Below are 26,750 nucleotides of genomic sequence, written 5' to 3'. Positions count from 1 at the left end.
AGGTGTCCTTGATGACGACCTTCGGCTTCGGTCGGGAGCTGGTGGACCGGGCAGAGGGCGCCTGGGTCCACATGCGCGACGGCAGCCGGGTGCTGGACCTCTCCGGCGGCGTCGGCGTGCTCAACCACGGCCACAACCACCCGCGCGTTCTCGCGGCGCGGGCCCGGTTCGCCGAGCAGCGGCGGATGGAGGTGCACAAGGCATTCTTCTCGCCGTACCTGGCGGCGCTGAGCCACAACGTGGCCGAACTGCTGCCCGGAGACCTGTCGATCTCCTACTTCCCCAACTCGGGTGCGGAGGCGAACGAGGGCGCCATCAAGATGGCGTACAAGTACCACGGTGGCCGGCGCGGGACCATTCTGCGGGCCGACATCAGCTTCCACGGCAAGACGCTCGGGGCGGGCAGCCTGACCGGGTCGGCGGAGAACCACTTCCGGTTTCCGGGCCTGCCCAACGCGGTGGTGTACCCGTACGGCGACGTGGCGGCGGTGCGAGCGGCGGTGGAGGCCACCCGCCGGCCGGACGGCGGTTGCGACGTGTACGCGCTGATGGTGGAGCCGTTCAGCGCATCGAGCCTGCGCTGCTGGTCCGAGTCGGCGCTGCGCGAGCTGCGGCAACTGTGCACCGACGAGGACATCGTGTTGATCTTCGATGAGGTCTACACCGGCTGGGGCAAGACCGGCAGCCTGTTCTACTTCATGCGCCACGACGGCCTGCTGCCCGACATCCTCACCTATTCGAAATCGCTGGGCGGCGGCAAGGCGTCGATCTCCGGGTACACGGCGCGGGAGCGGTTGTTCCGCAAGGCGTACGACCGGCTCTCCGACGTGATCCTGCACAGCACCACCTACTACGGGTTCGGGGAGGAGACCGCCACCGCCATCGAGGCGGTGAACGTGGTGGTGGACGAGGACTTCCCCGGCCGGGCCCGGCAGGTGGAGGCGATCCTCGGCCCGGGCCTGGAGCGCGTCCGCGCGAATCATCCGGACGCGGTGGACCGGGTCGCGGGGGTGGGATCACTGTACGGCGTGTTCCTCAACAGCGGCCCGAAGCTGCTCGAACTGGCCGGCAAGCTGGTGCCCGGGTTCACCCACGACCCCCAGTTCGGCACGAAGCTGATCACCCTGTCGGTGATCGCGCACCTCTACCGCGAACACAAGATCATGACCTACTACAGCCCGAACGTCGAGAACCCGCTCATGGTCGCCCCCACCCTGATGGTCGAACCGACCGACCTGGAGCACTTCCTGCGGGCGCTGGACGCCACGCTGGCGCTCGGGCTGCGCCGACTGCTCACCGGGTTCGTCCGGGAGAAGGTCGGTGCCGCGTGGTAGGCGACGGCCGCCGGATCGTGGTGACCGGAGCAAGCGGCATGCTCGGCGGCTTCGTCGTCCGCCGGTTGCGCGACGAGGGCGTACCCGTGCACGGGGTGGACCTGCGCGCCCCGGTCGAGGCCGGGCTGGACGCCACGGTGGCCGACGTGCGGGACCGGGTCGCCATGACGGCCGCCTTCGCCGGGGCCGGCGCGGTCGTGCACTGCGCCGCCGCGCTGCCCAGCTACGCGCCGGACGAGATCCACTCGGTGATCGTGGACGGCACCCGCAGCGTGCTGGCCGCCGCCCGGGACGCGGACGTGCCCCGAGTGGTGCACATCTCGACGACCGCCGTGTACGGGCTGCCCCCGGTGGTGCCCACCCCCGAAACCCACCCCCGCGAGCCGGTGGACAGCTACGGCCGGGCCAAGGCCGCCGCGGAACAGGTCGCCGAGGAGTTCCGTGAGCGCGGACTCTGCGTACCGATGCTGCGGCCGAAGACGTTCCTGGGCCCCGGGCGCATGGGCCTTTTCGCCATGCTGTTCGAGTGGGCGCACGAGGGGCGCCACTTCCCCATCCTCGGCCGGGGCGACGTCCGCATCCAGATGTGCGCCGTCGAGGACCTCACCGAGTGCGTGCTCATCGCCCTGCGGGCCGACCCGGAACGGGCCAACGACACCTTCAACGTGGCCGCCACCCGGTTCGGCACCCTACGCGAGGACTTCCAGTCGGTCCTCGACGCCGCCGGCCACGGCCGGCGGGTCATCTCCGTCCCGGCCCAGCCCGCCCTGCTCGCCCTCCAGTTGCTCGGCCGCGCTCGGCTGTCCCCCGTCTACGACCGGCTCCTGCACAAACTCCTCGCCGACTCCTACGTCAGCACCGACAAGGCACGGCAACGGCTCGGGTTCACCCCCCGGCACTCCAACCAGGACGCCCTCCTGCGCACGTTCCGGTGGTGGCAGGCCCAGCGGTCCCGCGGCGAGGCCCACCAGGCCGGCCGCACCAGCCGCGAACCGTGGTCGCAGGGCGCGCTCCGCGTCGCGAAGGTGTTCTTCTGATGAACCCGGCCCTTCACACCAGCCCTGCGGTCCGGACCGCCGGCCCGCAGTCCACCGACGCCAGCCGGGTCGGCACGCTGGCCGGCACCCTGCTGCGGCTGGCCCGCCCCGGGCAGTGGCCGAAGAACGTCCTGGTCATCTGCCTACCGTTGCTCGACCCGCTGTCCTGGAACCGCGGCGCGCTGGTCAACCTGGTTGGGGCGGTCGTCGCGTTCACCCTCGCGTCCGTGCTCGTCTACGTCCTCAACGACCTCGTCGACCGGCGCCGCGACGCCCACAACCCGGACCGGTGGCACCGTCCGCTCGCCTCCGGACGGCTCTCCCCGCGGACCGCCGTCCTGTTCGCCTCCGCCCTGGCGGTGCTGCTCGTCGGCGTGCTCACCCTCCAACCGGCGGCCACCGTGTGGCCGATAGCCGGGTATCTCCTGCTCAACGTCGCCTACTCGCTGGGCCTCAAGCACGTGCCGCTGCTGGACGTCTTCCTCGTCGCCACCGGCTTCGTGCTCCGGCTCGTCCACGGCTACCTCGCCACCGGGGCCGCGATCCCCGGCTGGCTGCTCACCGCCGTGTTCACCCTGTGCCTGCTGCTCACCCTCGGCAAACGCCGCCAGGAACTGCACAGCACCGGCGCCGACCACCGGCCCGCCCTGCGCGGCTACACCGTCGCCCTCGCCGACCAACTCATGCAGCTCTCCGCCACCCTCACGGCCGGCAGCTACCTGCTCTACCTACGGGACGAGGCGCCGCTTGGCGCCTACGCATCGACCGCGGTGGTCCTGCTGACCCCGATGGCCGTCTTCGGGCTGTTCCGCTACCTGCAACTCGTGCTGGTGCACAACGCCGGCGGGCACCCGGTCCGGGTGCTCGTCCGTGACCCCGCCCTGGTGGCCAACACCATCCTGTGGGCCGCCCTGTCCGGCGGGCTCCTGCTCGCCGCGCGGGGGCAGTGGTGACGGCCGACCGGTCGGCGGTGGCCGATGGCACCCCGCCGGAGGTGGTGCACAACTCCGGCGCCGTCGAGGCTCCGACGCGTACGGCCGAGGGCGGGGGCGCTCCCGGGTCGCGGCGACGGCGGTGGATCACCTGGGTGATGCTGGGCGCGTCCGGGTCGTGGCTGGTGTTCGTGGCGGCGCACCGGGGCCTGTCCGGCCGGGTCTGGTGGTGGAACCTGCCGGACCTGGCGCCACCGCTGCTTTTCCTCGCCGTCCCGGTCCTGCTGCTCGCCGCGCTGCCGCTGGCCCGACCGGCGCGGCGGGTCGGCGCGATGCCGGCCGTCGCGGCGCTCGTGCTTGGCTGGCCGTGCGCGGGGGTGAACATCGCCGCCCTGTGGCACCGGCCCCCGCCGGCACCGGCGGACGCGATCACCGTCTTCTCCTGGAACACCTGGTACTGGGATCAGCTGGTCCGGACCGGTCCCCGGGGCGAACCGATCCGCGATCCGGACCGCTTCTACCGCTTCCTGCGAGCCCAGGCCGCCGACGTCTACCTTCTGCAGGAGCACCTTTACCTCGACGGGCAAGACTGGTCCCCGCTGCCGGTGGCCGACCCGGAGCGGGTACGCCGGGAGTTCCCCGGCTTCCACGTCGCCGTCTCCGGGGAGCTCGTGACGCTGTCCCGCTTCCCGATCGTCCTGGACCGCCCGGTCGACCTGCGCCCCTGGCTGGCCCGGCATTGGCCCGCCCTCCCGCCGGCCGACTCCCGGCTGCCCGACTACCACACGGTCAAGACACTGCGCACGGACCTGCTGGTGTTCGGCAGTGTGGTCTCCTTCTACAACGCCCACCTCTACGTACCGGTCGTCGGGCTGCCCACGCGCGGCGGCGGCACCGCCGAGGACGGCCTGGCCCGCCAGGACCTGCGGGAGGCCAACTACCTGGCGGTGGCCGCCGACGTCGCCGACAACCCGCACCCGGTCGTGCTGGCCGGCGACCTCAACACCTCGCCGGCCATGCGGCAGCTGCGTACGCTGCCGGACCGGCTGGTCGACGCCACCCCCGCACTCGACTCGCTCTATCCGACCTCGTGGGCCCGCTACGGGCTGCCGCTCTGGCGGCTCGACTGGGTGTTCACGACTGCCGACGTCGACGTGCACCGCTACCGGATGGTGCCGGCGGGCGGCCTGTCGGACCACAGCGGGCAGCTCGTCGTCGTGTCGCTCCAAGACTGTCGAGAAAGGACGTCGTGTCGATGAACCACCCGGACCAGCGGTACGACCTCACCGTCGCCCTGACCTACTACACCCCGTACATGAGCGGGGTGACCCACACGGCCCGTACCGTCGCCGAGGGGATGGCGGCACGCGGCTGGCGGGTGGCGGTGGTGGCCAGCCAGCACGACCGGTCCACCCCGCGCCGCGAGACCCTCAACGGGGTGGAGGTCTACCGGTCGCCCGTGCTCGGCCAGATCACCCGGGCGCAGATCAGCCCGGCCTACCCGATCGAGGCGGCCCGGATCGCCCGCCGGTCGGACCTGCTCTACCTCAACCTGCCGATGGCCGAGGCGGCGCTGCTGGCCCGGCTCGCCCGGCCCACCCCGATCGTCAGCATGCTGCACATCGACCTCTACCTGCCGCCCGGCCTGCTCAACCGGATCGCGGTCGCCGCGTCCGACGTCACGTCCCGGGCCGCGCTGCGCCGCTCCGCGGCCGTGGTCACCAACAGCGAGGACCAGGCCCACGCGTCGAAATTCTGGCCGCTCGTGGAGAAACGGGAGTTCCGCCCCATTCCCGCGCCGTGCCTCGACCATCGCGGCGGCCGGCCACACTACCGCCGAACGAACGGGCTGCACGTCGGCTTCCTGGGCCGCATCGTCGAGGACAAGGGGATCCCCTACCTCGTCCGGGCCTTCCGGCGGATCGCCGACCCCGACGCCCGGCTGCTCATCGGCGGCAACTACCGGACCGTGATGGGCGGCGACAACCTGGCGGACATCCGCGCGGAGATTGGGGCGGACAGCCGCATCGAGCTCCTCGGCGAGCTGCGCGGCCAGGAGATCGCCGACTTCTACGCCTCGATCGACGTGTTCGCGCTGCCATCCGTGGCGGAGTCGTTCGGCATCGTGCAGGCCGAGGCGATGATGTGCGGCGTGCCGTCGGTGACCACCGACCTGCCCGGCGGGCGTTATCCCGTGCTGGCAACGCAGTTCGGCACGCTGGTGCCGCCCCGGGACCCTGTGGCGCTGCACCGGGCGATCCTGGAGCTGGCGGCCACCCCGCCCGACTGGCGGGAGACGAAGGCCCGCGAGGCGCGGAAGCTCTTCGCGGCCGAACGGAGCCTGGACGAGCACGAGGAGCTGTTCACGCTGGTGCGGGAGCGGGCCGCCAGACGGGTACGGTGACCGGCGGCGAGCCGGCGCGGCGGCGGCACTGCCCGGCCCCGCTGTTCCCGCATCCCTGCCGATCGCCGCGGTGGCCGCAGTGTATCGGGTTGCCGGCGCGTCGGTGGACGCGGTCCTACGGCAGACCGGCCCTGACCGGCCGGCAGCCGCTAGAGGCGCTCCTCCCGGTCGAGGTAGTCGGCGAGTTCGATGACGACGTCCGTGTAACGCGGGTCGGTGTGGTACGGCCAGTGTGCCTCGATCGGCGGCGGGACGGTGTCCATGGGTGGGACGGTGACCGCGCGCGGGTCGCGCAGGCGCACGTCCACCTGCCCGGCCGGCCCGCCGACGGCGGGTGCCTGGCCCGGGTGGTGCGTGGAGAAGATGGCCCCGCTGATCGGGTCGGTGTTGCGCCAGAGGTTGCGCCACCGCCACCCGACCCGTTCGCCGACCTCCTGCAGGACGTCCGCGCCGAAGTAGGCCGGCATCAGGTGGCCGTAGAGCCGGCGCAGCGGTGAGCCGTAGGTGAGCAGGGCGACCCGGTGCAGGGTCTCCGGCGGCAGTTGCAGGATGGCCGCCGCCGCCAGCGCGGAGCCGTGGCTGTGCCCGGACAGCACCACCTTGTGCTCCCGGGTCAGGGCGCTCACCCGCCTGGCGAGCTCCGGCACCGCCCGCTCGGCATAACAGGGCGGCGCGAACGGATGCGTCGTCCGGGGGAAGAAGGTACCCAGGTCCCACAGCACCCCGGCCGCCCGCCGGACCTCCGGCGAGACGTACGCCAGGAGGCCGATCAGCACGAGCCCGATGATGATCAGACCGAGCGAGATCGTCCCCGCGTCGGTGAGATAGGCCGCGAGCCCCACGAACGTCCCCTGGTTGCCGCTGACCTTTTGCGCCAGCTGGGTCGGCCCGATCTCGATCAGGTCAAGCGCGGTGAACACGAGGCTGAGCAGGGAAAGCACGAAGTACACAATGAGCAGCGGGCTGAACTGCTCGGCGAGGCGTGACCGGCTGATCGCGCGACGCACCATCTGCACCTGCCCGGCGGCCTGCGGGGGCGCATCGGGAAAGTCCTCCCGGCTGATCCGCTCCGCCAGCCGGTCCCGCCGGCGCCGGCTGAACCGGCCCGCGTACAGGCCCACCACGGTGACCAGCAGCACGGTGAACAGAGCACCCAGCGCCTCCCACCGGTAGGCGATCGGCGGGTCCAACGGCGGGGAGCCGGGCGGCGGGGGATGCCCGGGACCTGGGATGTCACCCCGGTCGAGGATGTCGGCCACCCGGTAGACGAGTCCCGCCGTCATGGTGGCCGCGAGACCGGCCGCGACCGCGCCGAACACCGGGGCCCCCAGGCCCCGGAAGAACGCCCGGGCCGAGGGCGGGGCCGCCCGCTGCTGCCACACGGTGATCACCGCGAGCGCCAGCAGCAGCGCGGCCTGTCCGAGGATCACCAGATTGACGCTGAGGGCGAAACCGGGCAGCGCCCCTCCGCGGGGTACGGGAGGACGCGGCAGGAGGGCGTACCCGGCGGTGAGGACGGTGATCGCGATGACCGCCACCCGCAGCGGCCGGATGACCACCCTGGTCCAGTCCCAGCCGGTGTGCGGAGCGCTCAACGTGGGCAGGCAGAGCAGCACCACGCAGGCGGCCACGAGCAGCGCCGCCGCAGCGAGCAGCGCCATGCCGACCGGCCGGTGGTCCAGGGTGATGAGGGCGAAGAGGGCGCTGACGTCGAGCGTGCCGTAGGCGATCGCCACGTGGATCGACCGGAGCCGCCCGACGACGGTCTCCCCGCTCCAGAAGCCGGGCGCGTCGAGCCGGTCCCCGGGCGGGGCGCCCGAGCTGCCGTAGCTGGACCGGAACGCCTCGTAGGAGCGCGCGGAGCGCTTACCGACCCACCAGATGACGCGGATGGTGGCGGCCGGGAACACGGCGAGGACGACCATTCGCGGCCCGATCGGTAACTCGTCGAGCCAGGCCAGGTACCCCCGCCCGGCGGTGCACGGCCGGTACTGCACGCACTGCCAGCCGACAAGGTCCAGGGTGACGCCAATGATCGACAGCACGAAGATGGCGGTGATGGTGGCGCCCAGCACGCGGCAGAGGGCCTTCACCGTGTCGCCGTTGCCGCCCGGGGGCCGCAGCCACGCCGCCAGGTTGCTGAACATGAAGGGCAGCAGGAAGATCAGCGACAGCGTCCGGGCCACCGTGCTCACGGTCAGGTTCCGCCACTGGTACGCCTCGATGACCACCCCGCCCGGCCCGGACGTGTCGCCGAAGCCCGGGCGCGGGCGGTAGAAGCCGGCGTTGCGGTCACCGGCGACCCGGACCACCACCGGGTGGTCCAGCAACTCCTCCGCCCGCACCCCGGTGACCCCGTGTATGCGCAGCTCCACCACATCTCGCGACATCTGCCCCTGACCACGCCGTCGGGTCGCCCCGGGCCGCCGCGGGCCCGCTCGAGTCTGCCGCGCGCGCATACCCCGGACCGGAAGCGCTATGCCCGGCAAAGCCGGCTCCGGCGATCGCCGCCGTCCCCTCGCTAAGCTGGCCGGGTCCGGATCGGTGGGGAACCGGCAACGTGCCAGGAGGAGCGGCGGCGATGACCGGTGGCGTCCGGCGGTCCGGCCAGGGCCCCGCGGTCGAGACCGACCGGGACGCGTGCCTGGCGGCGGTGGCCCGGGCCGCCAGCGCCGACGCCGGTGGGGTGCCCGTGGACCTGCTCGGCGACTACCTGTGGCTGCTCGCGGAGGCCGCGGTGACCGGGCGCCGGCCACGGCGGGCCGAGCTCGACGCCGTCGGTGTGCTCGGGCGGCGCGCCGCCGAGCAGGGCGTGTCGGCCGGGCGCGCGGTCCAGCTGTACCTGTCGGCGGCCCGCCGGCTGTGGCAGCAGCTGCCGCAGCTGACGACGCCCACCGACAGCACGGGGGTACGCGCGTCCGCCGAGGCTGTGCTGCACGTCGTCGACAGCGCGGTGGCGACCCTGGCCGAGGGCTACGCCGCGGCCCGCCGGGAGCTGGTCCGGCGGGAGGAGACGCTGCGCCGGGAACTCGTGGACGACCTGCTGCGCGGCGACTCCGACCTGGGCGGCCTGGTGGAGCGGGCCGAGCCGTTCGGGTTGGACCTGGCCCGGGTGCACCAGGTGGCGCTGGCCGCACCGAGCCGGCGCCTGCCGGACACCGACGCGGCGATCAGTGCCCTGGAGGCGGTCATCTTCGATCGTCTCGGGGACCGTGACGTGCTGGTGGCCACCAAGGAGGGGCTGCTGGTGGTGATCGCCCCCGCCGACGCGGTGGCCCCCGACCGGGGTGGCCGCGGACGGGGCGCGGTCGGCGACCTCGGGCGGCTGATGCACGCCGAGCTCGACCGGCTGCCGCGCGGCGGCCCGTGGCAGGTGGCGGTCGGCCGCCCGCACCCCGGCCTGTACGGCATCGCCCGTTCCTACGAGGAGGCCCGGGAGGCGCTGACGATGGCGCAGCGGCTGAACGCCGACACGCCCGTCATCGACGCCCACGACCTGCTCATCTACCGTGTCCTGCTGCGTGACCAGCCGGCCATCGTCGATCTGGTGCAGGCGGTGCTCAGCCCGCTGCGGCACGCCCGCGGTGGCGCCCAGCCGTTGCTGGACACCCTCAACGCGTACTTCGCCACCGGCGGCGTCGCCACCGAGGCCGCCCGCCGGCTGCACGTGTCGGTCCGCACGGTCACCTACCGGCTGAGCCGGATCAGGACGCTCAGCGGGTACGACCCGAACGACCCCAGCGACCGGTTCACCCTGCAGGCCGCCGTGTACGGCGCGCGGGCGCTGGACTGGCCACGTCACCCGCTGCCCGGCCCCGCCGCGTAGCCGGCGGCCTCACCCGCACCGGTCGCCGCCGGCGGCCACCTCGACCACCTCCAGCAGGCCCAGCAGGCCGGCCAGCGCCACCGCCTCGGAGCGGGTGAGGCGGAAGCCGCAGGTGCTGTCCGGATCGTTCAGGTCGTCGTGGATGACGTCCCGGCGATCCTGCCCCCGGTACTCGACCACACCGATTCGGCGACCCTGCTCGGTCGTGAATGTGTGCCGCACTCCGATGCCCGGCAACGGCGTACGTTCGATCTTCATGGGGTGCTCCGTACTGGGAAGGGCTGGTGGGGGTGACCGCGATCCCGTGGCCGGCCGACGCCGACGAGCGGGGCGCGCGGCGTGGCCGCGCCGCCGAGGGGCGGGGGTACGGGCCGGGACTGCGGGTGAGGTTCGGGTGGCGTCAGCTGACGGCGAGCCGGCCCGGCGGCGCCCGGTCGGCCGACCAGGCGGGCACGCATCCCGGGATCGCCTTCGCCAGCCTGACCACGATGCACAGGCCCACAGCCGGGCGGGCGTGCCGGAACGCGGTGAGCACAGCGACCAGCACGAGCATCGCCAAGGCGCTGCGCTGGGCGACGTCGGACCGGTGCCGGTGGGGTGGCATGCGGTCACCATAGCCCTCCGGAACACACCGCCGGTGTCGCCCGGTTGCGGGCCTGCGGCGGCGGGCGGACCCCGCCACCCGCTCCGGGCGCGACACTCGCCGACTGGCGCATCGGTTGCGCGGCCACCGGCGGTACCTCGCCGGTGGCCGGCAAGCAAGCCGCTGGATGTTGGCCGGCCGTAGGCCATGTCAGTCCGCCGCTTCCGGCCGACGCTGGAGGTCCGACAGGTCCTGACCGGCGAGGAGGTGGGTGATGACGACCAGCATGGTGGCGCTGCCATTCGTGCCTGCCGGTCGAGCCTCGGCTGCCCCGCCGACGTCTCCCGGCCGCCGCGACGGCGCCGCGACACCCTGGCGCTGCCGTCCCCGCCGCCGATCCGCGCTCCGCCGAGCGGGGGCGCTGGGGATTCCGGGCACGGTCAGCGGCTGATCGCCGCGACCCGCCGCGACCGCTGAGGTCAGCCCCTTCCGTTGGCTTTCCCGCCGCTGCCCACGCCGGGCGGCGGCATCGTCACATCCACCGTTGAAAAAGAGGTCGGCATGCCTGTCGTCCAAGCCCCCACCGGTCGCCAGCCGGACACCGTTGGCGCCGGATCCGTGCTCAGCGGCATCGTCGGGCCCGCCACCACCCGCCCCAGCCCCATCGCCGTCGACCTCGGCAGCGGGCAGCTGCGCATCCGGGTGGGCAGCCACGCGACGCTCACCACTCTGGTCGGCGACCGGCGGATCCGGCCGCTGGTGCGGCGGGGCCAGATCGTCGACGGTCCCGGCTGCGCCACCGCGCTGACCCAGCTGCTGCGACAGCACCACGTCACGGTGCCGGCCCGGCCGCTGATCGTCGCCTGTCGCCCCTTGCTCGCGACCGCCGCCGACCACGACACCACCCGGCGGGTCCTCGACGCGGTGTTCGCGCCCGCGCGGCTGCTGTTCATCGACACCGTGCGTGCGGCCGCCATCGGCGCCGGAGCCGGCGCCGGCGCACTGCTCGTCGCCGACATCGGCGCCCAGCTCACCGAAGTCGCGGTCCTGCGGGACAGCCAGGTCGTCGCCGGCCGGCGGCTGAACCTCGGCACCGGCGACCTCGCCCACGGCACCACGGTCGAGATGCTCGCCGACACGCTCGCCCGCCTCGTGCGGGAGCTGACTCTGGGTACGAAGGCCGTGCCGTCGGCCGCCACCGCGCTGTCCCGCGGGATGGTCATCGTCGGGGACGGCGCCACCCGGCCCAACCTGAGAGACCGCCTCGCCGCGCTGACCGGGATCCCGGTGCACCGCGCCGCGGGACCCCGCACGGCCGCGCTGACCGGCGCGAGCCTGGCCGCGGCGGCTGCGGCCCGCCATCCGGCCGCGGACTGAGCCTGGTCCGCCCACCCTCCCCAACCTCGCGCTGGTCCCTGGCCAGTGCGTCCAGTGAAAGGTACCGACGCCATGACCGACACGCTGAGCGACCGCGCGAAGTCTCTGCGCGACATTCTCGAGCGGCAGTTCGAGGAGCACACCGGTCAACTCACCGCGCTCACCGCACACGCTCGGGAGCCCAACCACGGTGGTTACGACCCCGACACCCTGCGCGGGCTCATGGACACCGCGCGTCAGGGCATTGCGGACACCGCGGCGGCGCTGAAGCGCATGGCGGAGGGCAGCTACGGCAGCTGCGAGAGCTGCGGCGGTGAGATTCCGGTCGCCCGGCTGGAGATCCTGCCATGGGCCCGCCACTGCGTCCCCTGCCAGCAACGACAGCGGGTCTGAGCATTCTCCTCCACCGCGGGCGCCGTCGCCGGAGGACGGCGCCCGCGGCGGTACTCCAGGGGACCGCCGGACAACCCTGAGGGCTCTAACCTGGATCGATGAGACCTCGGGGGTTCTGGCCGGTCGTGATGCTGCTGACGGTGGCGCTGAGCGGGTGTGAGTGGGCGGACGTGACCGGCGGGGCCCGAGTGCCGGGCTGCACGGTCCCGAACGACGAGGACGAACTGCTCGACGCGTACGCGGACGACCCGGTCCTCGCCGTGCGGCCGGAGGGCGCCCAGCGCGGCGGCGACGTCGTCCGCAGCACAGGGTGCCGCCAGCTGAACAAGGAGGACGTGTCGAACCACCTCGGTCACCCTGACCTGGCGGCCCGAGCGCGACAACGACGACGCGACGCTGCACCGCACCTTCGACCCCGTGGCCAGCGGCGACGGATGGCGTCCCGTGGTGGACCTCGACGTCCCGCCATACGTGCCCGGCGAGTCGACCCTCACCTATTGCCGAGAGGTCCGGGGTGTACCCAGCCGGCTGCTCATCCGGTCCCAGGCGGCACAGCGCATGGACGTCCGACCGAGCACGGCGGACCGGCCGGCATCCCCGCAGTGGTCCGTCGTCGCACCGGCTCTCATCTATCTCACCATCTACGCCGACCCGACCTGCCCGAAGCCGTGATCAGCGGGTGCAGTCAGCTGGGCCGGCGGCGGTGGAGCGGCCCAGCGCGCGGTTGAGCACCGATCGACCCGGCAGCACCTCGGAGTCGAGCAGAGCCACGCCGCCCGCGCCGGAGCCGGCGAGGCCGGCGGTGGCGCCGAGGGCCTGGAGCAGTCGACGTCGGGTGACCGGCATGCGGCCACCCTGGACGCCCGAGGTCAGGTCAGGGGGTCCGGCAGCAGCGCCAGGGTGGGCGCGAGCTGCGAGTGCAGCGGCGTGGGCAGCGCGTCGCGGGTGTACCAGCCGAGCCGGTCGAACTTGTGCGGCTCGCCGATGGCGACCGTGGCCGGGTCCACCAGGACCGCGAAGACCACCGCCACCCAGTGCGAGCGCGGGTCGTCGCGCAGCACGTTGCGCACCCCGAGCAGGGTGATCGCCAGCGGTGACGTGGCGTACTCCTCGCCGACCTCGCGGGTGACGGCCGCCTCGAACGTCTCACCGAACTCGAGCGCGCCAGCGCCGGTGTCCCAGGTGCCCGGCTCGTCGCGGGCACCGGCACCGCGCCGGGCGAGCAGCAGCCGGCCGGCGCGGTCGTGGCAGACGAAGACGCAGGACACCGATGGGGTACGCGCGGACATCAACTCATTCTGCGCGACCGGTCTGCCCGGCCGGCCCGGCCCCGGCCAGTAACGCCTCGGCGGAGCTGGTCCGGGCGTAGCGCAGGAACCGCACGGCCCGCCCTGGTCAGGCGGCCGGCGCTGTTACCTGGTGGTTACGCCGCTGCGAAGCCACCGTGGCACGGCGGGTCGACCGTCGAGCGCACGGGACCACCGGAGACGGTCCGGTGCTCGTCCCGGGCATCGACAGGAGGACAGCGATGAGACTCAGGAGTGCACTTCTGGCCCTGGTCGTCGTGCTCGGCGGGCTGGTCGCCGGCGTCGGCGGCGCCGCGGCGGCCACGCCGTACTGCGGCATCACCTGGGGCAGCACGGCCAAGGCGGGCGGCAAGCTGAGCACCGCCCCGCTGGTCGAGGTCCGCACCGGCCAGCACGGCTGCTGGGACCGGGTGGTCTTCGAGTTCGCCGGCCCGGCCGACGGCTGGTCGGTCGCGTACGGGGAGACCTACACCGAGGGGCAGGGGCTGGCGCTGTCCCCGTACACCGCGGGTGGCGCGCTGCTGCGGGTTTCGCTGCGGGCCCCGGCGTACGACGGGAACCGCGTGGCCACCGTGCCGTACCGCACCGGTGAGCACGCCGCGAACCCGCTCGGCTACCGAACCCTGCGGGACGTGGTCTTCGGCGGCAGCTTCGAGGGCTACACCACCTTCGCCGTGGGCGTCCGCGCCCGGCTGCCGTACCGGGTCTTCGTGCTCGACGGCCCCGGTACGCACAGCCGGATCGTCCTCGACGTGGCCCACCGGTGGCAGGCCTGAGCCCGTCGGCGGTGATGGGGGCCGACCGGGTCCCCATCACCGACCGTTGCGCCAGCACCCCACAACGTCGCACCCGGCTACCCTCGGTGGCCATGGAGGGCCGCGTGCTGGTCGTCGAGGACGATGCCTCCATCCGGGAGGTCACCGCCCTCGGTCTGCGGCGGGCCGGATTCCGGGTGGAGACCGCAGCGGACGGACGGGCGGCCCTCGCCGCGTGGCGGGCCCGGCCGGCGGACCTGATCGTGCTCGACGTGATGCTCCCCGGCCTCGACGGCTTCGAGGTCTGCCGGGAGATCCGGCGGACCAGCCAGGTGCCGATCCTGATGCTCACCGCCCGCACCGACACCATCGACGTGGTGGTCGGGCTGGAATGCGGCGCCGACGACTACCTGCGCAAACCGTTCGACCTCCCGGAACTGGTCGCCCGGGTTCGCGCCGTGCTGCGCCGCACCGTCGCCCCGGTCACCGACACCACGGTGACGGCCGGGCCGCTGGAGATCGACCCGGCCCGGTTTGTGGCCCGCAAGGCCGGCCGCGAACTGACCCTCACCGCGACCGAGTTCCGGCTGCTGCTGGAGCTGGCCCGCCGGCCCGGGCAGGTGTTCACCCGCGAACTGCTGCTCGACCGGGTGTGGGGGCACAGCTACCTCGGTGACTCCCGGCTCGTGGACGTGGCGGTGCAACGGCTGCGCGCCAAGGTGGAGGACGACCCCGGCGCCCCGACGCTGATCAGGACGGTCCGCGGCGCTGGCTACAAACTGTCGACGGGGTGACGGGCGATGACGGCGGGCAGGGTCACCCCCGGGCGCTTACGGCGCCGGCTCGTCATCGCGTTCGTGCTCGTCGCCGGGGTCTCCGCCGGCGCGCTCGCCGGCGGGTCGTACCTGATGCTGCGGCAGGCCCGGTTCGACGGCTCGCTGCAACGCGCCGCCGCCGACGCCCGCTACCAGCTCGTCCTCGCCGCCCAGTTCCTGCCGCTGACCGACACCCGCCGGGCGGACCTGCTGGCCAGCTTCGAGCAGAACGGACGGCACGTGCTGCTGGTCGCCGGCGACACCCAGGCGTCGAACCCCCGGTACGCGCCGACGCCCGGCCCGGCCCTGCGGGACGCGGTCGCCGCCGGGCAACTCGGCTTCCAACGCTCCCCCGGCAGCGCCCGGCCGCACCTGCTCGTGGTTGGCGGCCGGATCCCCGGCTCCACCGCCGAGCTGTACGTGGTGACCGTCGAGGACGACCTCGCCGACGGCCTCAACCAACTCCGCACCGCGCTGGCGGTCGGCTGGATCGCGGTGGTGCTGCTCGCCGCCGCAGTCGGCAACACCCTCGCCCGGCGCACCCTGGAACCGGTGGGCCGGGCCAGCCGGGCCGCCCGCGCCGTGGCCGAAGGGCTGCTGGACACCCGGCTGCCGGTACGCGGCCGCGACGAGTTCTCCGCGTGGGCCGCGTCGTTCAACGAGATGGCCGAGGCGCTGGAGTCGAAGATCGAGGCGCTATCCCGGGCCCAGACCCGGGAGCGGCGGTTCACCGCCGACGTGGCGCACGAACTGCGTACCCCGGTCACCGCCCTGGTGGCCGCGGCGTCGCTGCTCGCCGACCAGCTCGACGCGCTCCCCGCCGACGCCCGGCGCGCCGCCGAACTCCTCGTCACCGACGTGGTCCGGCTCCGCCGGCTCGTCGAGGAACTGATGGAGATCTCCCGCCTCGACGGCGGCCGGGAACCCGTGTCGATCCGGCCGGTGGACACCGTCGCGGTGCTCCGCGGGATCGTCGACGCGCGGGGCTGGACAGACCGGGTGACCGTCGCCGGGGAGGCACCCCCCACCGGCACCGACCCGCGCCGGCTGGAACGGGTGCTGGCCAACCTGGTGTCCAACGCGGTCGAGCACGGCGGCGGCGAGGTCCGGGCCGAGGTACGGCACACCGGCGAGACGATCGTCGTCGAGGTCACCGACCAGGGCCCCGGCATCCCCGCCGAGCACCTGCCACACCTGTTCGACCGCTTCTACAAGGTCGACCCGGCCCGCACCGGACCCGGCAGCGGCCTCGGCCTGGCCATCGCCCAGGAGAACACCCGACTGCTCGGCGGACAGCTGACGGCACACAGCGACATCGGCCACGGCGCCCGTTTCCGCCTCGAACTGCCCCTCACCGGAGGAGGTGACTCGTGCGACGCCTGATCGCCCCGCTCACGGCGCTGCTCCTGCTCACCGCCGGCTGCGCGCCGGCCCACACCGGCACCCTCGGCCCGGCCCCCGCCGGAGCCTCCCGGACCGCCGGCACCACGCCGACGGGCGCGGGACGCACACCCGCCACCGTCTCCCCCACCACCCGCCCGTCGACGCCCGCCGCCCCGACCGGCGTCGAGGAGCCCAGCCCAGACGGGACGGTCACCCTGCAGCTCTGGTTCACCCGAGGCGGCAAGCTCGTGCCGACTCGGCGTACGCTGCCCGCCACCCCGGCCACCTCCCGGTTGGCACTCACCGAACTGGCCGCCGGCCCGTCCCTCGCCGAGACGGCCACCGGCATGACCACCCTGGTCCCGGCCGGCACGCAGGTGAGCCGCATCGCCGGCGGGGTGGCCACACTGGTCCCGTCGGCCGGCTTCGACGGCGACGACGCGGCGAGCGTCCGGCTACGCCGGGCCCAGGTGGTCTGGACGCTGACCCAGTTCCCCACCGTGCGCCGGGTGGCTTTCGCCCCGAACGACACCGCGCCGGGCGCCCGCGGCGACTTCGCCGACCTGCTGCCGCCGATCGTGGTGACCGGACCGGCGATCGGCGACCGAATCACCAGCCCCGTGACGGTGACCGGGACCGCCGACGTCTTCGAGGCGACGGTGAGCGCCCGGGTCCTGGACGCCACCGGCCGGGAGGTGGGCACCGCGTTCACCACCGCGACGTGCGGTTCCGGCTGCCGGGGCGACTACCGGGTACGGGTCGGCTACCGGCTCGACCGCACCGGACCAGGCACCATCGAGGTGTACGAGGTGTCGGCCCGGGACGGTTCCCGGATCAACGTCGTGACGGTTCCCGTCGTCCTGACCGCCGGCGGGTAGAGCTCGTCCTACCCGGTGGCGGCCGCAGGCGTCTCGTAGATCCACGACTCGGCCGCGGCCTCCGGCACCCGCTCCACTCGGCGATACTCGACGGTCTCCGTCGTTTCATGGGGTCCGTGCAGCTTGAGCTGGTACGTCGTCGGCGGATCATCCGCATCCGGCACGTCCCAGTCCACGCTCATCCCGTCGTACGGCCCGCCCCGCAGGCGCAGCTTCACGATCGCCACGCTACTCACCGTAGCGAAGCCGAGGGCCGTGCGGGCGCGTTAGCGGCCTGAGACCCAGGTCGCCGCCCACCGCCCGGGGACGGGCGATCACGCACGGTGGACCGTGCCGCGTCCCACCGGACACCCGCCGAACGCCGAAGGCCGCGGCGCTAGGGTGGGCTCGTGCTCCGCCAGGTCACCGGAATCCGATACGTCACCCCGCTGCGCGAGGGCGGCTCGCTGCCCGGCGTGGTCGAGGCCGACGACCTCGGCACCTACGTGGCGAAGTTCCGCGGCGCGGGACAGGGCCCGAAGGCCCTCGTCGCCGAGGTGATCTGCGGGGAACTGGCCCGCCGGCTCGGGCTGGCGGTGCCCCGCCTGGTCGTGCTCGACATCGACCCGGTGATCGGCCGGGCCGAACCGGACGAGGAGGTGCAGGAACTGCTGCGCGGCAGCGGCGGCGCCAACCTGGGGATGGACTTCCTGCCCGGCGCGCTCGGCTACGACCCCATGGCGCACCCCGTCGACCCGGTCCTCGCCTCCCGGGTGCTCTGGTTCGACGCGTTCACCGAGAACGTCGACCGCAGCTGGCGCAACCCCAACCTGCTGATCTGGCACCGGCAGCTCTGGCTGATCGACCACGGTGCCTGCCTTTACTTCCACCACAACTGGCCGCGCGCCGAGGCGGCAGTGCACCGGCCGTACCGGGCCGACGACCACGTGCTCGCCCCGTACGCCACCCGGCTCGCCGAGGCGGACGCCGACCTGGCACCACGGGTCACCCCCCCACTGCTGACCGAGGTGCTGGCCCTGGTCCCCGACGAATGGCTGACCGGCCCCGACTTCGACTCCGCCGACGCGGCCCGGGCCGCGTACACCAACCACCTCACCCGGCGGCTCACCCGCACCGCCGACTGGTTGCCGCAGGAGAGCGTCGCATGAGGCAGCCCTTCGAGTACGCGGTGATCCGGCTGGTGCCCCGGATCGAGCGCGGCGAGCAGATCAACGTCGGGGTGATCCTCTACTGCCAGGCCCTCGACTTCCTCGGCGCGCGTACCCACCTCGACGCCGACCGGGCCCGGGCGCTCGCGCCCGACGTGGACCTGGCCGAGGTCGCGGCGGCGCTGGACTCGTGGGACCGGACCTGCGTGGGGGCCGGCCCGTCGGCGGGGATGCGGCACGGCGAGCGGTTCCGCTGGCTGGTCGCGCCGCGCAGCACGATGATCCAGGCTGGGCCGGTGCACACCGGCCTCACCGCCGACCCGGCGGCGGAGCTGGACCGGCTGCTGGAGACGCTGGTGCGCTGAGCCGGCGGCGCAGCGCACTTTCACAGTGGACGGCAGGTCGAGACCCGGGTGGGATTCGAACCCATGTGCGCTGCGAGCGGAGGACTCGAACCTCCACCTTCCCTTCCAGAGAGGGATGTGCTGCCGACTTGCACCAGCTCGCATGGTGTCCGCCGAGCGGCGTACCGTGCCCCGACCAGGATTCGAACCTGGGCCCTCCGAATTCGTATTTCGGCGCGCTCTCCGCTGCGCCACCGGGGCGGGCGACCGGCGCCCTCCCCCGAGGGACGCCGGTCTGGTCAACCCTTCACGCAGACCACCTGCTTGAGGTGCGCCACCACCTCGACCAGGTCCTCCTGCTGCGCCATCACCTGGGTGATGTCCTTGTACGCGCCGGGGATCTCGTCCACCACCCCGGCGTCCTTGCGGCACTCCACACCGGCCGTCTGCGCCGCCAGGTCCGCGGTGCTGTAGGTCCGCTTCGCCTGATCGCGCGACATCCGGCGCCCGGCGCCGTGCGACGCCGAGCAGTACGCGTCCAGGTTGCCCTTGCCACGCACAATGTACGAGCCGGTGCCCATCGACCCCGGGATGATGCCGAGGTCGCCCTTGCCGGCCCGGATGGCGCCCTTGCGGGTCACCAGCACGTCCACCCCGTCGTACGTCTCCTCCGCCACGTAGTTGTGGTGACAGCTGGTCGGCTCGCCGAACGTCACGTGCGGAAACGCGTCGCGCACCACCCCGCAGAGCAGGGCGAGCATGACGGCCCGGTTGCGGCGCGCGTACTCCTGCGCCCACCAGAGGTCCCGCCGGTAGGCGTCCATCTCCGGCGTGCCGGCGAGGAACACCGCGAGGTCCCGGTCGGGCAGGTCGACGTTGTGCGGCAGCCCGCGGGCCACCGAAATGTGCCGCTCGGCGAGTTCCTTGCCGATGTTGCGGGACCCGGAGTGCAGCATCAGCCAGACCTGGCCGTCGTCGGGGCCGCCCTGCTCCAGGCAGACCTCGATGAAGTGGTTGCCGCCGCCGAGGGTGCCCAGCTGGCGCTGGGCCCGGGTCTCCAGCTGCGCCACCTTCCGGTCGAGGGTGCCGAAGCGCCGCCAGAAGTCGTCCCAGCCGCCCTGCTCCAGGCCGCGAACCCGGCGCGGGTCGACCGCGTCGTCCCGCATGGCGAAGCCGACCGGGATGGCCGCCTCGATCGCCGCACGCAGCGGGGCGAGGTCGTCGGGCAGGTCGGCCGCGGTGAGCGAGGTACGTACCGCCGACATGCCGCAGCCGATGTCGACGCCGACTGCCGCCGGCGAGACGGCCTGGCGCATCGCGATGACCGAGCCGACGGTGGCGCCCTTGCCGAAGTGCACGTCCGGCATGACGGCGACACCCTGTACCCAGGGCAGTGCGCCGATGTTGCGCAGCTGCTTGGCCGCCTGCGCCTCGATGCTGTAGGGGTCGGTCCAGACCCGGACCGGCGCCCGGGTGCCGGCCAGTGGGGTGTAACCCATCGTGTCTCCTTGGTCGAGGGATGTCGGATTGTGGGATGTCGCCCAGGTTCAAGTTGCTTCAGGACGGGCTTAGAACCCCTCCAACGCCTTGACCAGCACCTCGCCGGCCACATGCGAGACGCAGGAGATCTTGACAAAGTTTCAGGATTTCTGAAATCTGGGATGACCAGGTGGTTCTGAGCGCGAGTAGCGGTCCCGACTGGGCGCAAGTTTGGGTCCCGGCGCCCTCTGGCGGGTTTCATGGCGCGTGAGTCTAGGACCCGCCCTGGTCGTGGGTGCTTGGCCTTATCGCCATGGGTCGTGCAACAGTCGGCAGCGAGCGAGCCATGATCTCCGCATGGAGGAGGCGAGCGCAGGCTCGTCAGACCGACGACGTCAACGAGACGGGGCGTGTTGTACTCGAGCTCGCTGATGCGACGCCGTAGTGGCGTTAGAGTCGCCGGGCATGGGACTCCTTACCTTCAACCTTAACCTCACCCTGGACGGTTGCGTCGACCATCAGGAGGGGATCGCCGACGACGAGACGCACGCCCTCTTCACCCGCCTCATGGACGAAGCCGGAGCCATGCTGTGGGGTCGCGTCACCTACGAGATGATGGAGAGCTACTGGCCGGCCGTCGCCCGCGGCGACGAGGCGGCGCCGCCGGCCATGCGCGATTGGGCGGTCAAGCTGGAGGCCAAACCCAAGTACGTGGTGTCGTCGACGCGCAAGGACTTCCCGTGGACCAACAGCTACCACATCGCCGGCGATCTGCGCGAGGGCGTGCAGAAGCTCAAGGACGCGACCCCGTCCGGGGTCCTCCTCGGAAGCGGCAAGCTCGCGACCGAGCTCGACCGGCTGGACCTGATCGACGAGTACAAGCTGCTCGTCCATCCCAGGATCGCCGGCCACGGCCCGACGCTGTACCAGGGCGGGCTGCCCGGCACGCGCCAGCTCGAGCTGGTCTCGGCGGAGCCGCTCCGCAACGGCGTGGTGGCCATGCACTACCGCCGCGTGCGCTGAATCGCAGGAGTCGATCGCCGCCAGCTCACCGGCAGCGCGGCGTCCTCCTCGCGTTCGCCGCGCCGAACGACTTCTCGAAAGCGAGTACGTCTCCGAAGAGCCGGTCGGAGGCTCCGTGGATGTCGCCAGCGACAGAGGATCATGGCCCGTCCATCATGCCCAGCATCACCGGCGGCCCCGGCGGGTGAGCGACATGCTTGCGCCCACCCGCCGGTGCCTCCAGCGCGGGACCCAAACTCGCGCACACTGCCCATCGAGAAATACTCCGACCTTGGCCCAGAAAGGACGCCCATCTGGGCCCCGTTTCCACGACCGAAGCCAAACGGGCGGCCCTCAACGCTGACTTGGTCGACGCTGGCGTCGAAACCGGCTTCTGGGATGACCAGGGACGCCCCGCACCCTGGCCCGACGGCATCGACGACTGGACTCCTCCGGGAACTACGCAGGACGCCCGAAAAGGCCGCCGTCTGACGACGCTCCGGTCTAGGCCTGCTGAACTTCATCCGGAACATAAAGGCGAGGTGCTGGTCCAGGCGTTGGAGGGGTTCTAAGTTCGTTTGAAGCAACTTCAGTTCCCGTGAACTTAGGCGGGTCGCGGCTGGCCGGATTCGAACCGGCGATCTTCACCATGGCAAGGTGACGCGCTGCCTGACTGCGCTACAACCGCGAGGTGGTCCCGGAGGTGGGACCGGCGTAGGCCGTACGGGACTCGAACCCGTGACCTCCCGGGTGAGAACCGGGTGAGCTGCCAATTGCTCCAACGGCCCGTGCGGGACGGCGGGTTGCCGTCCGCGAAAGTCCGGGACCGCGGAATCGAACCGCGTGTCTCTCGCGCCCAAGGCGAGCGGGTCAGCCAGCTCCCTCGTCCCGGAGGCCCGGCCGGCGTCGGGAGGGACGCCGGGCCGGGACAGTACTCATTTCGTCCACTGTGGAGTTGAGAAGATGCGACGTCGCCGGCGGGCAGCCGGGACGGGGTGAAGCAGGGGCGACAGGATTCGAACCTGCAACCGTCGGGTTTGGAATCCGGTGCTCTTCCGTTGAGCTACGCCCCTCGGAGCGGGGTGACGAAAAAGCCGCCCGGTCCCTGGTCGTGGGGCGGGCGGCTGCGCGGTTTTCGCGCTGGCGCTAGGCGCGCCACCACCCTGGTTGCCACCGCTGCCGTCGGCAGGGGCCCAGGCCGAGTTCGACCAGCAGGGCACCGCCACGCGGCGTGGGCCGCTCGGCCTGGGTGCGGTTCTGCTGCGACACGGTGTGCTCCCTGCGTGGTGGTACCGGTTGACGTTGCCCGCTCACGGTAGGCGTGCCGGCGGGCCGACCGCAATGGATATTCGTACACCCGCCGTCAGCCGGTGCCGGCGCAGGCCGGCCAGGGTGAGGACGACGAGTCGGCGAGCCGGGGCATCGAGATCCCTCAACATCAGGCTGCTCATTGCGTTTCGTCGGCATCGCGCAAGAAGGCGGTGACGCGGGTGGTGACGGTGGCGTGGAGGGCAGCTACCGCCTCGACGCCCTCGTGCAGTGCTGCGGACAGCGCCGCGACGTCGCATGGGTTGTCGATCGGGCGCGCGATCGCGAGGGCGCCTTCCCACCAATAGGTGGCTACCGCCCACGTGACGTCGCCGTCGGAGAGCATGAGGTCGTCCAGCACCTGGTCGATGGCCTCGCCGAGGTCTTCGTCGTCCACGTCCGGATGGTCGTCGACGCACCGCTGCCGCAGCCGCCCGGCGTCAGCGTCAATCTGGATCTGCCAGCCTTCGCCGGCAGCGGTGACGTCGAACCATTTCGGTAGGCCGCGGGCGGTGTCGTCGCCCGCCACCAGGCAGGGGATGCGCAGGTCGTCGATCGGGTGGGTGCGGACCAACTCGTACCCCAGGGCGCTCGCTGCCTGGCGCAGTTGCGCGGCTCGGCCGCCCTCCCAGCGGGCACCGACCGGCAGCACGGCGCGCAACCGTTCCCCGATCGTCGCCCAGCGCGCGTCTGGGACGAGCACCCGCAGGGCCTCTGCGATGCCGTCGAAATTGACCGCTGGCCACCGCTGCTCGCCGAGCTTCCAGTCGATGTGGGGTTCGAGCAGGCAGGTGAGTAACACCTGTTCGGCGGCGACCTCATACGGTGGGACGTCGTCGATGTAGGCCAGCGCGTCGGCAATCACGGAGACCGGGTCGTGGGCCCTCCAGGCGACCGGCTGCCAGGCGATCGAGCCGCAGTCGCAGCGACTGGCGGGCGCGGTTGGGGACAGGTCGGCGTCGCAGCGGGGGCAGTTCAGTCCGGCAGCGGCGGTCTGTCGGGCGTAGTCGTCGCGGATCGTGGCCAGGTCTGCGGCGATCTGCCGCGGTGACCCTTCGAGGAATCCGGCCCAGCCGAAGTCGGTGTAGATCTTTACTGTCCACACCCGGCCGCGGCGGCCGCGCTCGGAGTCGGCGTCAGCGAGTTCCCAGCCGTCAGGGCCGAGTTTGGCGGTGAGTGCGTCGATGACCGGCTGCCAGGCCGACACGTCGTCGTCCGGTGGCGGCGGTGGGGCGGGGCGGCCGGTCGCGGCGGCGGCGAGCGCCGTGGCGCGCCAGATCGAGCGTGCCTGGCCGGGGGTCGGTTCGCTGACGGTGTAGCCGGTGAAGTAACCAGCGATGTTCGGGGTGACGGCCACGAGGTGGCCGTCGGGCACGACCAGTGAGGCCGGCGGGTCGAGGAGGCGGTGGCGGGCGCATACCAACGCGTCGAAGCCGCGGACGAGTGCCGCACGCACGGATCGCGTTTGGCCACAGTCGGCGCAAGTGACGCTGACTTTCTCCCGGCCTTTTGCCATGATTCGTCCTCCCCACGTCCGGGCGGGCCCACGCTACCGCTGGGGTCCGACAGCGTGGGTTCGCCGGGATCTGGGACCTAGCTGAGCCGTGCCCGGGTCTCCGCTGCACGGCGGGGCATCGCGGCGTGTTCCTGCAGACGGTTCGGCGGGCACCGAAGAATGCGGCGCCTAGCCTGTCGCCGGGCATCGGAGGAAGGAAGGCCGGAATGGAGTTGCGGCGTCGGGTGGCGAAGCGGTTTCGCGAGGTCAACGGGGAGCACCCGATGACGGCGGCGGACGACGTCTACGTCAGCGGTCAGTTCGTGGTGCTGACGGAGCTGTGCGCGGCGAGCGGGCGGGACCCGGACGACGTACGCCGGTTGATGCTGGACCGGCGGCTGCCGTTGCCGGGCTATCTGCGCTCGGACGGCGCGGAGATGGTGCCGGCCGACCTGTTCGCGCTGGCGGAGCGGGCGGGCGGCACGGAGCTGTTGGCGGAGTGGTTCGTCGGGCACTGGACCGACCCGGCGCAGGGCGCGGCCGAGTGGGATGCCTACCTGAGCGGGCGGTACGTGTGCCTGCGCTCGGTGACGCCGGGGAAGATCCGGCGCAAGGATGAGCTGTGCGCGGCGATCGAGGCGGCGCCGGCCGCGCCGGACGCGGGGTCGGCGGGCTGGCTGGACCAACTGCATGCGTTGGTCGACGAGCTGGACGCGCTGGAGCCGCAGTTCACCGGGTACGACCGACTCCGGTTCGGCGGCCCGACCTCGCGGGACACCTGCATCGAGGCGGTGCGGGCCCGGTATCCGCGCCGGGTCACCGCTCCGGGCGGGCGGTGACCCGGCGGGCCACGGCGAGCAGGTACTCCTTGCGGTGGAGGGGGTCGTGGTCCCAGCGGGGCCGGCTGGGGGCGGGGCCGCGGACCGGTCGGTAGTGGTCGAACTCCGATTCGAGGGTCCCCTCGCCCCGGGTCAGCGCGGGCAGCCTTTGTTCCAGCGCGTGCACCCGCCCGGCCGGCACCTCGCCCTCGACGAGGTATCCGCTGCCGTGCGGGGTGGCGGTGCGGGGCACCGCGTCGAGGCCGGTCAGCGCCGGCAGGACCGTGCCGAACATGTCGGCCGGCAGGTCCAGGCGGAACCGGTGCACCGGCTCGTGGACGCGGGTGCCGGCGCGGCTGAGCGCGGCCATGAGCACCAGTGGCGTCAGGTTACGGAAATCGCCCGCAGTGCTGGACATGCTCTTGTCGAACACGCCGTGCGAGTGGCTCTGCCGGGCCCAGTAGCCGCCGTGGGTGAGGGTGACCACGCAGTCGATCACCTGCCAGCCGTGCAGCCCCTGCCGCAGGGTGTCCCGGACGGTCTCCTCGATGGCCTTGAGGAACGCCAGCGGCATCGACCCGAGTTCGATGCCGAGTCGGAACTCGACGCCGCTGTCGAGCGGGCCGGGCTCCACCCGAAGCCCGACGGTGCCGAGGAACGGGTTCGGGTCCCGGCCGATCCACTCGACCGCGGCGCCGACCCCGAGCAGCTGTTCCACGCAGACGGTGGTGGTCTCCCGGAAACTGACCGGGACGCCGTACTCGTCGGCGAGGGTGGCCTGGATGACCTCCTTCTGCACCTCGCCGTAGAGGGACACCGCGATCTCCTGGCGCAGGTCGTCCTGGCGGAGGTTGATCAGCGGGTCCTGCTCGGCGAGCTGGGCGAGGGCGGCGTGCAGGGCCGGTCGGTCGGCCGCCCGCACGGGTAGGACCACTGTCTCCAGGGTGGGCGGGGCGAAGTGGTGGCGGCCGGCCGGGCGGTCGGGCGGGGTACCGAGCGGGTCACCGACCTGGACATCGGCCAGGCCGTGCAGCCGGGCGATCCGGCCGGCGCCGACCGAGTCCGCGGGCGTCGCCTCGCCACCGGCGAAGACCCCGAGGCCGGTCACCTTGGCTTCGCGGTCCCGCCGGTAGCGGATCCGGTCGCGGACCCGTACGGTCCCGGCGAAGATCCGGGCGTACGCGATCTTCTCGCCGGCCGGGCCGCGCTCGACCTTGAAGACGGTGCCGGAGAGCGGGGCCTGGTGGTCGCCGTCGGCGGCGGGCAGCAGCTCGGCGAGGCCGGCGATCAGGTCGTCGACCCCGGCGCCGGTGATGGCGGAGCCGGCGTACGCGGGATGCACCCGGGCCCGCGCGGTCTGGGCGGCGAGCGCCGCCCGCAGCCGGGCCGGGGTCACCGCCCGCTCGTCGGCAACGTACGCGGCGAGCAGCGCGTCGTCGTGCGCGGTGAGCAGGTCGACCAGCCGGGTGGTGTGGCCGGGGTCGTCCGGCCGGACGGGCACCCATCGTGCGGCGGGGGTGCCGGGAGCGTCGACCTGGCCGAGGGCGACCACGTCCGGGGTGAGGCGGTCGACGATCTGCCGCAGCACCCGGTCCGGGTCGGCGCCGGCCCGGTCCACCTTGTTCACGAAGATCAGGGTGGGGATGCCGAGCCGGTGCAGGGTGCGGGCCAGCACCCGGGTCTGGGCCTGGACGCCCTCCACGGCGGAGACGACGAGCACCGCCCCGTCGAGCACGCCGAGGGCGCGTTCCACCTCGGCGATGAAGTCCGGGTGGCCGGGGGTGTCGATCAGGTTGACGGTGACCCCGGCGACGGGGAAGGAGACGACGGCGGAGCGGATGGTGATGCCGCGCTGCCGTTCCAGCGTCAGGGTGTCGGTACGGGTGCTGCCGTCGTCGACGCTGCCGAGTTCGTCGATGACGCCGGCGCTGTGCAGCAGCCGTTCCGTCAGACTCGTCTTACCAGCGTCGACATGGGCGAGGATGCCGAGATTGAGGGTTTTCACGCAGCGTCATGTCCTCCGGGTAGGCGGTCATTCCCTTCTGGTGGGACATGGACGCGGCTCGCATCTCGTGGCTCCTTCGCTCTGCGGGTGTAGTGGTGGGATTGCACAACGGCGCCGCAACGCGGGC

27 protein-coding genes and 5 tRNA genes are annotated in these 26,750 nt (G+C 72.7%); 17 read left to right on the top strand and 15 right to left on the bottom strand.

Annotated features, from left to right (window positions below; translation table 11 throughout):
* The first annotated feature begins 11 nt into the window (after positions 1-11).
* The 5 genes from ACGF4F_RS01555 to ACGF4F_RS01535 are packed head-to-tail and all read left to right on the top strand — an operon-like array spanning position 12 to position 5,707.
* Entirely contained in the window at positions 12-1,334 is a 1,323-nt protein-coding gene (locus ACGF4F_RS01555; RefSeq protein WP_357435649.1) for an aminotransferase class III-fold pyridoxal phosphate-dependent enzyme, read from the top strand.
* Positions 1,328-2,371: an NAD(P)-dependent oxidoreductase gene (locus ACGF4F_RS01550; protein ID WP_357435651.1), complete on the top strand. Its 1,044-nt coding sequence runs from the start codon at positions 1,328-1,330 to the stop codon at positions 2,369-2,371. The genes ACGF4F_RS01555 and ACGF4F_RS01550 overlap by 7 nt, the downstream gene beginning before the upstream one ends.
* Positions 2,371-3,324 carry a UbiA prenyltransferase family protein gene (locus ACGF4F_RS01545; protein WP_357435653.1) on the top strand — a complete coding sequence of 318 codons (954 nt, stop codon included), beginning with the start codon at positions 2,371-2,373 and terminating at the stop codon, positions 3,322-3,324. Before ACGF4F_RS01550 ends, ACGF4F_RS01545 begins: the two co-directional genes overlap by 1 nt.
* The gene (locus ACGF4F_RS01540) at positions 3,321-4,562 is read left to right on the top strand and encodes an endonuclease/exonuclease/phosphatase family protein (protein WP_393073768.1); all 1,242 of its coding nucleotides are present in this window, start codon (positions 3,321-3,323) and stop codon (positions 4,560-4,562) included. Before ACGF4F_RS01545 ends, ACGF4F_RS01540 begins: the two co-directional genes overlap by 4 nt.
* Positions 4,559-5,707, top strand: coding sequence for a glycosyltransferase family 4 protein (locus ACGF4F_RS01535; protein ID WP_357435655.1), 1,149 nt, complete (start codon positions 4,559-4,561; stop codon positions 5,705-5,707). The genes ACGF4F_RS01540 and ACGF4F_RS01535 overlap by 4 nt, the downstream gene beginning before the upstream one ends.
* 149 nt (positions 5,708-5,856) lie before the next feature.
* Here ACGF4F_RS01535 and ACGF4F_RS01530 read toward each other — a convergent pair whose 3' ends face one another.
* The gene (locus ACGF4F_RS01530; RefSeq protein WP_357435656.1) at positions 5,857-8,097 is read right to left on the bottom strand and encodes a hypothetical protein; all 2,241 of its coding nucleotides are present in this window, start codon (positions 8,095-8,097) and stop codon (positions 5,857-5,859) included.
* Between the two features lie 191 nt (positions 8,098-8,288).
* Between ACGF4F_RS01530 and ACGF4F_RS01525 the strand changes: the two genes are divergently transcribed.
* Positions 8,289-9,533: a helix-turn-helix domain-containing protein gene (locus tag ACGF4F_RS01525; RefSeq protein WP_357435658.1), complete on the top strand. Its 1,245-nt coding sequence runs from the start codon at positions 8,289-8,291 to the stop codon at positions 9,531-9,533.
* A gap of 9 nt (positions 9,534-9,542) precedes the next feature.
* Here ACGF4F_RS01525 and ACGF4F_RS01520 read toward each other — a convergent pair whose 3' ends face one another.
* Positions 9,543-9,791, bottom strand: coding sequence for a potassium transporter TrkA (locus tag ACGF4F_RS01520; protein ID WP_357435659.1), 249 nt, complete (start codon positions 9,789-9,791; stop codon positions 9,543-9,545).
* A 142-nt stretch (positions 9,792-9,933) separates the two neighbouring features.
* Positions 9,934-10,137, bottom strand: a complete 204-nt coding sequence (locus ACGF4F_RS01515; protein WP_357435660.1) for a hypothetical protein — start codon at positions 10,135-10,137, stop codon at positions 9,934-9,936.
* 540 nt (positions 10,138-10,677) lie between these two features.
* Between ACGF4F_RS01515 and ACGF4F_RS01510 the strand changes: the two genes are divergently transcribed.
* The 3 genes from ACGF4F_RS01510 to ACGF4F_RS01500 all read left to right on the top strand — a co-directional run bounded on the left by ACGF4F_RS01510 (position 10,678) and on the right by ACGF4F_RS01500 (position 12,558).
* Positions 10,678-11,493, top strand: coding sequence for a rod shape-determining protein (locus tag ACGF4F_RS01510; RefSeq protein WP_357435662.1), 816 nt, complete (start codon positions 10,678-10,680; stop codon positions 11,491-11,493).
* A gap of 72 nt (positions 11,494-11,565) precedes the next feature.
* Positions 11,566-11,886: a TraR/DksA family transcriptional regulator gene (locus tag ACGF4F_RS01505; RefSeq protein ID WP_357435665.1), complete on the top strand. Its 321-nt coding sequence runs from the start codon at positions 11,566-11,568 to the stop codon at positions 11,884-11,886.
* Positions 11,887-12,303: 417 nt separating this feature from the next.
* Positions 12,304-12,558, top strand: coding sequence for a hypothetical protein (locus ACGF4F_RS01500; RefSeq protein WP_393073761.1), 255 nt, complete (start codon positions 12,304-12,306; stop codon positions 12,556-12,558).
* Here the strand turns inward: ACGF4F_RS01500 and ACGF4F_RS01495 are convergent, their stop codons facing one another.
* Together ACGF4F_RS01495 and ACGF4F_RS01490 are read right to left on the bottom strand one after the other, a co-directional pair.
* On the bottom strand, positions 12,559-12,732 hold the full coding sequence (locus tag ACGF4F_RS01495; protein WP_357435669.1) for a hypothetical protein: 174 nt from the start codon (positions 12,730-12,732) through the stop codon (positions 12,559-12,561). It lies immediately after the preceding gene.
* A gap of 23 nt (positions 12,733-12,755) precedes the next feature.
* Positions 12,756-13,175: an NUDIX domain-containing protein gene (locus ACGF4F_RS01490; protein WP_357435670.1), complete on the bottom strand. Its 420-nt coding sequence runs from the start codon at positions 13,173-13,175 to the stop codon at positions 12,756-12,758.
* Positions 13,176-13,414: 239 nt separating this feature from the next.
* On the opposite strand from ACGF4F_RS01490, the gene ACGF4F_RS01485 reads away from it, so the two are divergent.
* The 4 genes from ACGF4F_RS01485 to ACGF4F_RS01470 all read left to right on the top strand — a co-directional run bounded on the left by ACGF4F_RS01485 (position 13,415) and on the right by ACGF4F_RS01470 (position 17,024).
* Positions 13,415-13,969: a hypothetical protein gene (locus tag ACGF4F_RS01485; protein WP_357435672.1), complete on the top strand. Its 555-nt coding sequence runs from the start codon at positions 13,415-13,417 to the stop codon at positions 13,967-13,969.
* Positions 13,970-14,061: 92 nt separating this feature from the next.
* On the top strand, positions 14,062-14,742 hold the full coding sequence (locus ACGF4F_RS01480; RefSeq protein ID WP_073833575.1) for a response regulator transcription factor: 681 nt from the start codon (positions 14,062-14,064) through the stop codon (positions 14,740-14,742).
* A gap of 6 nt (positions 14,743-14,748) precedes the next feature.
* The gene (locus tag ACGF4F_RS01475) at positions 14,749-16,146 is read left to right on the top strand and encodes a HAMP domain-containing sensor histidine kinase (RefSeq protein WP_357435674.1); all 1,398 of its coding nucleotides are present in this window, start codon (positions 14,749-14,751) and stop codon (positions 16,144-16,146) included.
* Positions 16,134-17,024, top strand: coding sequence for a Gmad2 immunoglobulin-like domain-containing protein (locus tag ACGF4F_RS01470; RefSeq protein ID WP_393073755.1), 891 nt, complete (start codon positions 16,134-16,136; stop codon positions 17,022-17,024). Before ACGF4F_RS01475 ends, ACGF4F_RS01470 begins: the two co-directional genes overlap by 13 nt.
* 8 nt (positions 17,025-17,032) lie before the next feature.
* On the opposite strand, the gene ACGF4F_RS01465 is transcribed toward ACGF4F_RS01470, so the two are convergent.
* The gene (locus ACGF4F_RS01465; protein ID WP_357435678.1) at positions 17,033-17,251 is read right to left on the bottom strand and encodes a hypothetical protein; all 219 of its coding nucleotides are present in this window, start codon (positions 17,249-17,251) and stop codon (positions 17,033-17,035) included.
* 162 nt (positions 17,252-17,413) lie between these two features.
* On the opposite strand from ACGF4F_RS01465, the gene ACGF4F_RS01460 reads away from it, so the two are divergent.
* Positions 17,414-18,172: a HipA family kinase gene (locus ACGF4F_RS01460; protein ID WP_357435680.1), complete on the top strand. Its 759-nt coding sequence runs from the start codon at positions 17,414-17,416 to the stop codon at positions 18,170-18,172.
* Complete coding sequence (locus ACGF4F_RS01455) at positions 18,169-18,537, top strand: DUF3037 domain-containing protein (protein WP_357435682.1); 369 nt, start codon at positions 18,169-18,171, stop codon at positions 18,535-18,537. Before ACGF4F_RS01460 ends, ACGF4F_RS01455 begins: the two co-directional genes overlap by 4 nt.
* A 70-nt stretch (positions 18,538-18,607) precedes the next feature.
* Here the strand turns inward: ACGF4F_RS01455 and ACGF4F_RS01450 are convergent.
* The 3 genes from ACGF4F_RS01450 to ACGF4F_RS01440 all read right to left on the bottom strand — a co-directional run bounded on the left by ACGF4F_RS01450 (position 18,608) and on the right by ACGF4F_RS01440 (position 20,015).
* Positions 18,608-18,680: transfer RNA gene (locus ACGF4F_RS01450), tRNA-Gln, on the bottom strand.
* A gap of 24 nt (positions 18,681-18,704) precedes the next feature.
* Positions 18,705-18,777, bottom strand: a tRNA-Arg gene (locus ACGF4F_RS01445).
* 38 nt (positions 18,778-18,815) lie between these two features.
* Positions 18,816-20,015 carry an RtcB family protein gene (locus ACGF4F_RS01440; RefSeq protein ID WP_393073750.1) on the bottom strand — a complete coding sequence of 400 codons (1,200 nt, stop codon included), beginning with the start codon at positions 20,013-20,015 and terminating at the stop codon, positions 18,816-18,818.
* 445 nt (positions 20,016-20,460) lie between these two features.
* On the opposite strand from ACGF4F_RS01440, the gene ACGF4F_RS01435 reads away from it, so the two are divergent.
* On the top strand, positions 20,461-21,018 hold the full coding sequence (locus ACGF4F_RS01435) for a dihydrofolate reductase family protein (RefSeq protein ID WP_357435686.1): 558 nt from the start codon (positions 20,461-20,463) through the stop codon (positions 21,016-21,018).
* A 593-nt stretch (positions 21,019-21,611) separates the two neighbouring features.
* Here ACGF4F_RS01435 and ACGF4F_RS01430 read toward each other — a convergent pair.
* The 5 genes from ACGF4F_RS01430 to ACGF4F_RS01410 all read right to left on the bottom strand — a co-directional run bounded on the left by ACGF4F_RS01430 (position 21,612) and on the right by ACGF4F_RS01410 (position 23,761).
* Positions 21,612-21,685 (bottom strand) — tRNA-Gly (locus tag ACGF4F_RS01430).
* Positions 21,686-21,712: 27 nt separating this feature from the next.
* Positions 21,713-21,785 (bottom strand) — tRNA-Glu (locus ACGF4F_RS01425).
* Between the two features lie 213 nt (positions 21,786-21,998).
* Positions 21,999-22,070, bottom strand: a tRNA-Trp gene (locus tag ACGF4F_RS01420).
* A 73-nt stretch (positions 22,071-22,143) separates the two neighbouring features.
* Complete coding sequence (locus tag ACGF4F_RS01415; protein WP_357435688.1) at positions 22,144-22,266, bottom strand: hypothetical protein; 123 nt, start codon at positions 22,264-22,266, stop codon at positions 22,144-22,146.
* A 178-nt stretch (positions 22,267-22,444) separates the two neighbouring features.
* A complete protein-coding gene (locus ACGF4F_RS01410) occupies positions 22,445-23,761 on the bottom strand; it encodes a hypothetical protein (protein WP_393073746.1) in 1,317 nt (438 codons plus the stop codon).
* Positions 23,762-24,027: 266 nt separating this feature from the next.
* Between ACGF4F_RS01410 and ACGF4F_RS01405 the strand changes: the two genes are divergently transcribed.
* Positions 24,028-24,639: a DUF6058 family natural product biosynthesis protein gene (locus ACGF4F_RS01405; RefSeq protein WP_393073743.1), complete on the top strand. Its 612-nt coding sequence runs from the start codon at positions 24,028-24,030 to the stop codon at positions 24,637-24,639.
* On the opposite strand, the gene ACGF4F_RS01400 is transcribed toward ACGF4F_RS01405, so the two are convergent.
* Entirely contained in the window at positions 24,617-26,623 is a 2,007-nt protein-coding gene (locus ACGF4F_RS01400) for a GTP-binding protein (protein WP_393073741.1), read from the bottom strand. The two genes, ACGF4F_RS01405 and ACGF4F_RS01400, sit on opposite strands and share 23 nt — an antisense overlap.
* Positions 26,624-26,750 lie beyond the last annotated feature (127 nt).

The sequence above is a fragment of the Micromonospora sp. NPDC047740 genome, assembly GCF_043204735.1.
Taxonomy (GTDB): domain Bacteria; phylum Actinomycetota; class Actinomycetes; order Mycobacteriales; family Micromonosporaceae; genus Micromonospora.
This window is presented reverse-complemented; position numbering and strand designations above follow the sequence as displayed.

What these genes read in the sequence shown, in the direction of transcription:
- ACGF4F_RS01555 (WP_357435649.1), top strand. Translation starts at nt 12, where the DNA reads ATGACGACCTTCGGCTTCGGTCGGGAGCTGGTGGACCGGGCAGAGGGC.
- ACGF4F_RS01545 (WP_357435653.1), top strand. Translation starts at nt 2,371, where the DNA reads ATGAACCCGGCCCTTCACACCAGCCCTGCGGTCCGGACCGCCGGCCCG.
- ACGF4F_RS01535 (WP_357435655.1), top strand. Translation starts at nt 4,559, where the DNA reads ATGAACCACCCGGACCAGCGGTACGACCTCACCGTCGCCCTGACCTAC.
- ACGF4F_RS01530 (WP_357435656.1), bottom strand. Translation starts at nt 8,097, where the DNA reads ATGTCGCGAGATGTGGTGGAGCTGCGCATACACGGGGTCACCGGGGTG.
- ACGF4F_RS01525 (WP_357435658.1), top strand. Translation starts at nt 8,289, where the DNA reads ATGACCGGTGGCGTCCGGCGGTCCGGCCAGGGCCCCGCGGTCGAGACC.
- ACGF4F_RS01520 (WP_357435659.1), bottom strand. Translation starts at nt 9,791, where the DNA reads ATGAAGATCGAACGTACGCCGTTGCCGGGCATCGGAGTGCGGCACACA.
- ACGF4F_RS01515 (WP_357435660.1), bottom strand. Translation starts at nt 10,137, where the DNA reads ATGCCACCCCACCGGCACCGGTCCGACGTCGCCCAGCGCAGCGCCTTG.
- ACGF4F_RS01510 (WP_357435662.1), top strand. Translation starts at nt 10,678, where the DNA reads ATGCCTGTCGTCCAAGCCCCCACCGGTCGCCAGCCGGACACCGTTGGC.
- ACGF4F_RS01505 (WP_357435665.1), top strand. Translation starts at nt 11,566, where the DNA reads ATGACCGACACGCTGAGCGACCGCGCGAAGTCTCTGCGCGACATTCTC.
- ACGF4F_RS01495 (WP_357435669.1), bottom strand. Translation starts at nt 12,732, where the DNA reads ATGCCGGTCACCCGACGTCGACTGCTCCAGGCCCTCGGCGCCACCGCC.
- ACGF4F_RS01490 (WP_357435670.1), bottom strand. Translation starts at nt 13,175, where the DNA reads ATGTCCGCGCGTACCCCATCGGTGTCCTGCGTCTTCGTCTGCCACGAC.
- ACGF4F_RS01485 (WP_357435672.1), top strand. Translation starts at nt 13,415, where the DNA reads ATGAGACTCAGGAGTGCACTTCTGGCCCTGGTCGTCGTGCTCGGCGGG.
- ACGF4F_RS01480 (WP_073833575.1), top strand. Translation starts at nt 14,062, where the DNA reads ATGGAGGGCCGCGTGCTGGTCGTCGAGGACGATGCCTCCATCCGGGAG.
- ACGF4F_RS01475 (WP_357435674.1), top strand. Translation starts at nt 14,749, where the DNA reads ATGACGGCGGGCAGGGTCACCCCCGGGCGCTTACGGCGCCGGCTCGTC.
- ACGF4F_RS01455 (WP_357435682.1), top strand. Translation starts at nt 18,169, where the DNA reads ATGAGGCAGCCCTTCGAGTACGCGGTGATCCGGCTGGTGCCCCGGATC.
- ACGF4F_RS01440 (WP_393073750.1), bottom strand. Translation starts at nt 20,015, where the DNA reads ATGGGTTACACCCCACTGGCCGGCACCCGGGCGCCGGTCCGGGTCTGG.
- ACGF4F_RS01435 (WP_357435686.1), top strand. Translation starts at nt 20,461, where the DNA reads ATGGGACTCCTTACCTTCAACCTTAACCTCACCCTGGACGGTTGCGTC.
- ACGF4F_RS01405 (WP_393073743.1), top strand. Translation starts at nt 24,028, where the DNA reads ATGGAGTTGCGGCGTCGGGTGGCGAAGCGGTTTCGCGAGGTCAACGGG.